This window comes from Streptomyces sp. NPDC050211 (assembly GCF_040656035.1).
In the GTDB taxonomy this organism is placed as follows: Bacteria; Actinomycetota; Actinomycetes; order Streptomycetales; family Streptomycetaceae; genus Streptomyces.
The window spans coordinates 1-3,907 of the sequence record NZ_JBFALC010000155.1; the positions used below are offsets into that span (position 1 = coordinate 1).

The following is a 3,907-nucleotide window of genomic DNA, read 5'->3' on the forward strand; positions in this document are numbered from 1 at the left end:
ACCAGGGCCCTGCGCCCTCGTCGCTCCTGGCGGGTTCACCGGGAGCCGTGCGTGGATGCGGCCGCGAGGCGGGTGCCCTGTCGCCAGACAGCGCGAATCGACAGGCTGTCGTTGATGGTCGTGGTGGGATCACCGTCGACCAGGACGAGATCTGCCCGCAGGCCTTGCTCGACGCGGCCCCGATCGTGGAGGCCGAACCGTCGTGCTGTCAGTGAAGTCGCCGAGCGCAGGGCTTCGGTGGGGCTGAAACCGGCCTGTACGAGCAGTTGCAGCTCGCCGTGCAGACTTGCTCCGTGGGTCACGCCGCGCACGGCCAGAGCCGCGGCGTCGGTGCCTGCGATCACGTCGACCCCAGCCTGGCGCAGGGCTGCGATCGTGGCCAGTGCCATGTCGAAGTGCGAGGCGGGCAAGCCGCCGAACGTGTCGGAGAGGTGCGCCCGCAATTCCGGCGCAAGCTTTCCCGCAACGCGTGGATCTTGCGCCAGGTCCGTGCTGTGCGACAGCCCGACGATGGAGGCAAGGGGAGTCAGAGTCGGCACCACGAACACGTTCGCGCTTGCGATGCGGTCGACGATCTCCGGGGTGTGGGCCGTGTCGGCGAACAGATGGGCGAGGCCGTCGGCGCCGGCGTCGACCATCTGTTCGGTCTCGTGCAGCGTCATGGCGTGGGCCATCACCATCTTCCCGCGAGCGTGCGCCTCGGCGATCACGGCGGCGTGAATCTCCAGTGGTACGTGCGGCAACTGGAAGCCGAACGCCCCGCCACTCTCGGCTATCAGCTTGATGTAGTCGGCGCCCTCGCTGATCCGATCCTCGACGAACCCGGCCGCCTCCGCCACGGTGGTCGCGGTCGGCCAGACCGGATCGTTGAGGCCCTTCCGGAACTGATGAGGGTGGCCGTCTAGGTGGGTGAGCGAAAAAGAGGCGCTCCGCACGTCCGCGAAAGTCCGGTCGGCCTCGACCTCGGCGCGCAGCGGAATCATGGTGGCGGGGACCGAGCCCATGTCGAGTTCGGTGGTGACACCGAAGGTCAGTGCCTGGCGCAGCATCGCGGCGTCTGTGTGGGTGTGTGCGTCGATCAGGCCCGGCAGCAGGGTTGCGCCGGTGGCGTCGACGACTTCCACCCCGGTGACACGCGGCCCGCCCACCGAGACGATGACGCCGTCGGCGACGTGCACGTCGACCTGGCCCAGGTTCTTCTCGCCGTCGAACACCTTCGCACCGACGATGACGAACTCGTTCATCGGACTCTCCTCGCAATGCTGGACATGTACTGGTTCGGGCTTCACGGCTACGACGTCTGCCGGACCGGCACGATGACAGCCGAAGGGTGTCCGGGGGCGTGGCGACCGTCTGTTCGGCCAGGTGGGCGACGGCGACCCCACGGGGGGTCGCCGTTCCGCACAGACTGGGCCTACCGGCCCCGTCGTGCGGGTGGGAGGGGAATCGGCTCGACTCCTGGCACGACGCGGGTGGTCAGGGTGCCGAGTTGTTCGACGGTGACGGTGACGACGTCGCCGGGTTGCAGGGGGCGGTGGGCGTTCAGGCCTTCGCGACCCCACAGTTCGGCGAGGCAGCCGCCGCCGCAGGTGCCGGAGCCGAGGATGTCGCCGGGGCGGATCTCGGTGCCACGGGAGGCGTAGGCGATCATGTCGGCGTAGGAGAACGCCATGGACGACCACCGGTCCTGCCCCAGCCGTTCGCCGTTGATGTCGACGGTCATCGTCAGGTCGAACGAGGTGTCGGTGCGCCAGGGTTGCAGCTCGTCGGGGGTGACCAGGACCGGTCCGAGGGTGGTGGCGGTGTCCTTGCCCTTGGTGGGGCCGAGCCGGACCTGCATCTCGGCGAACTGGACGTCGCGGGCCGACCAGTCGACGAGGATGGTGTAGCCGGCGACGTAGGCGTCGGCGTCGTCGGGGTGGATGTCGCGGCCGGTGCGGCCGATGACGGCGGCGACCTCCAGCTCCAGGTCGAACATCCGGCTGCCGGGCGGTACGGGGACGTCGTCGGCGGGGCCGAGGATCGCGTAGGGGTTGGTGAAGTAGAACGCGGGTGCCTCGTACCAGCGTTCGGGGACGGTCGCGTCGGTTCCGCCGAGTCTGGAGACACCTTCGACGTGCCGTTCGAAGGTCATGAAGTCCCGTACAGCGGGAGGATCGGGGATCGGCGCGCGCAGCCGAAGGTCGCCGACCGCCCGGGTCGCGGCAGGCGCGGCCAGGGCCTGCTCCCCGGCCGACCGCAGGGTGCCGTCGCGCAGGAGGCCGAGCATCGTGACGCCGCGACCCAGGGGATGGACCTGGTCGTGGTGGAGGACGCCGACCCGATCACCGTCGTCGTCGGCGTAGGTCACGAACCGCACAGTCGCGCTTCCCTTCAGACGGAGGTGTGCATCGGGCGGCCGAGCCAGGCGACCGCGTCCCCGAAGGCGGTGATCACGTCGAGGTCCCGGCCGGCGTGGTCGGCGTAGGCGCGGTGCAGGTTGAGCACGACCCGTTCGGCGTCGCCCCAGTCCGTGAACTCGCCCAGGTCGACCTGGCGGGCGGCCTGCAGGGGCGTCAGACCCCGGGAGAGCCCGTCCTGGGCGGTGTCGAGGATGAGCCGGTAATAGCGGCGGTGCTCGTCCAGGACCCGGGTGATGCCGGTGCCGGTGAGGACCGGGCCGTGGCCGGGGACGATGACGTCGGGCTGCAGGGACTCCAGCCAGTCGACCGCGGCGAGGGCCCCGTCCACCGAGCCCATGAAGGCCAGCGGGGTGAGTCCGGCGAACACCAGATCGCCGGAGAACAGCACGCGTTCTTCGGGCAGCCAGGCGATCAGATCTCCGGTGGTGTGCGCCGGGCGGCCGGGGTGCAGCAGCTCGATCCGCCGACCTGCGACGTGCAGGGTGAGTGCGGAGCCGGCCGAGATGTCGGGAAGCCTGCGGGTCACCGGCCCCCAGTCCGGGACCGGGTTCCACAGCGGTGGGCAGCCGTCGATGACCGGGTCGGCCTGAAGCCCTTCCCGCATCCGGCTGTGCCCGACGATCACTGTCATGGAGGGGAGGAGGCTGTTGCCGTAGGTGTGGTCACCGTGCTGATGGGTGTTCACCCCCAGCCGGACGGGCGCCCCGCCGGTGGCCGTGTCCACGGCGTCGAGAAACCGGCGGGTGCGAGCCGCGGTGGCACAGGTGTCGATCACCAGGACCCCGTCGTCGCCGGCCACCGCGCCGGCGTTGTTGACCCACCAGGTCCCGTCCGGCTGCACCCAGGCGTGGATCCCGGGAAGCAACTCCTGGAGTTCCGCCGCGTCCGCTGTGGGAGGAGGAGCGGAGTTCGTGTCCGGGGTGTCGGTCATGACCCGGCCTGTCCGTCGTCCTTCACGGTGGCGACGCGGCTGCGGCCGTGCTGTTCGTACGTGGCGAAGCGCATGGCATTCCTTGGGAGCTGGGTGGGTTGACGCGGGCCGGGGGCTCGGCGCCATGGCAGGGTGGGGGAGTGCGCCGGGCCCCCGGTGTCATGGGGTCAGACCGGCGGAGCGACGAAGACACCGCGGTCGACGTCGTTGAGCATTTCCTTGGCGACCATCTCGTTCATCGGGTTGGACGTGCCCCACTGGTCGGCGTTCTCGGGCTACGTCAGGTCGTAGATGTTCGTCCAGTGCCGTATGCAGGTCGAGCGCTCGGCCGTCCGGGGCCATGAGGCCCGGGAACCTGGTCTCGCCCGCTGCCGAAAAGGTGCCGATGGCGAACGGTCCGGAGAAGGGATGAAGGGTGCCGACGCGGCTGCAGATGTCACGGAGACGTCCTCCCGATTGCGGTCCCACTAATCTGGCCCCTAGATTGCAATCAGGGAAATCGATTTCCTGTATACAGGAATCCAGCCGCTGAATACTGGTGGCGCCGGCCCCGGAATTGGGGCACGGCCGTGGC

General features: G+C 69.6%; 3 protein-coding genes and 1 pseudogene. All 4 read right to left on the minus strand.

The window, feature by feature from the left end; translation table 11 throughout:
• Positions 1–35: 35 nt before the first annotated feature.
• Positions 36–1,244: an amidohydrolase family protein gene (locus AB0I98_RS49515; RefSeq protein WP_362953070.1), complete on the minus strand. Its 1,209-nt coding sequence runs from the start codon at positions 1,242–1,244 to the stop codon at positions 36–38.
• A 170-nt stretch (positions 1,245–1,414) separates the two neighbouring features.
• Positions 1,415–2,359 carry a fumarylacetoacetate hydrolase family protein gene (locus tag AB0I98_RS49520; RefSeq protein ID WP_362953072.1) on the minus strand — a complete coding sequence of 315 codons (945 nt, stop codon included), beginning with the start codon at positions 2,357–2,359 and terminating at the stop codon, positions 1,415–1,417.
• A gap of 14 nt (positions 2,360–2,373) precedes the next feature.
• Positions 2,374–3,333 (minus strand): MBL fold metallo-hydrolase, encoded by a 960-nt coding sequence (locus tag AB0I98_RS49525; protein WP_362953074.1) that lies wholly within the window; start codon positions 3,331–3,333, stop codon positions 2,374–2,376.
• A gap of 167 nt (positions 3,334–3,500) precedes the next feature.
• Positions 3,501–3,629, minus strand: a pseudogene (locus tag AB0I98_RS49530) (oxidoreductase); the annotation flags it as partial.
• Positions 3,630–3,907 lie beyond the last annotated feature (278 nt).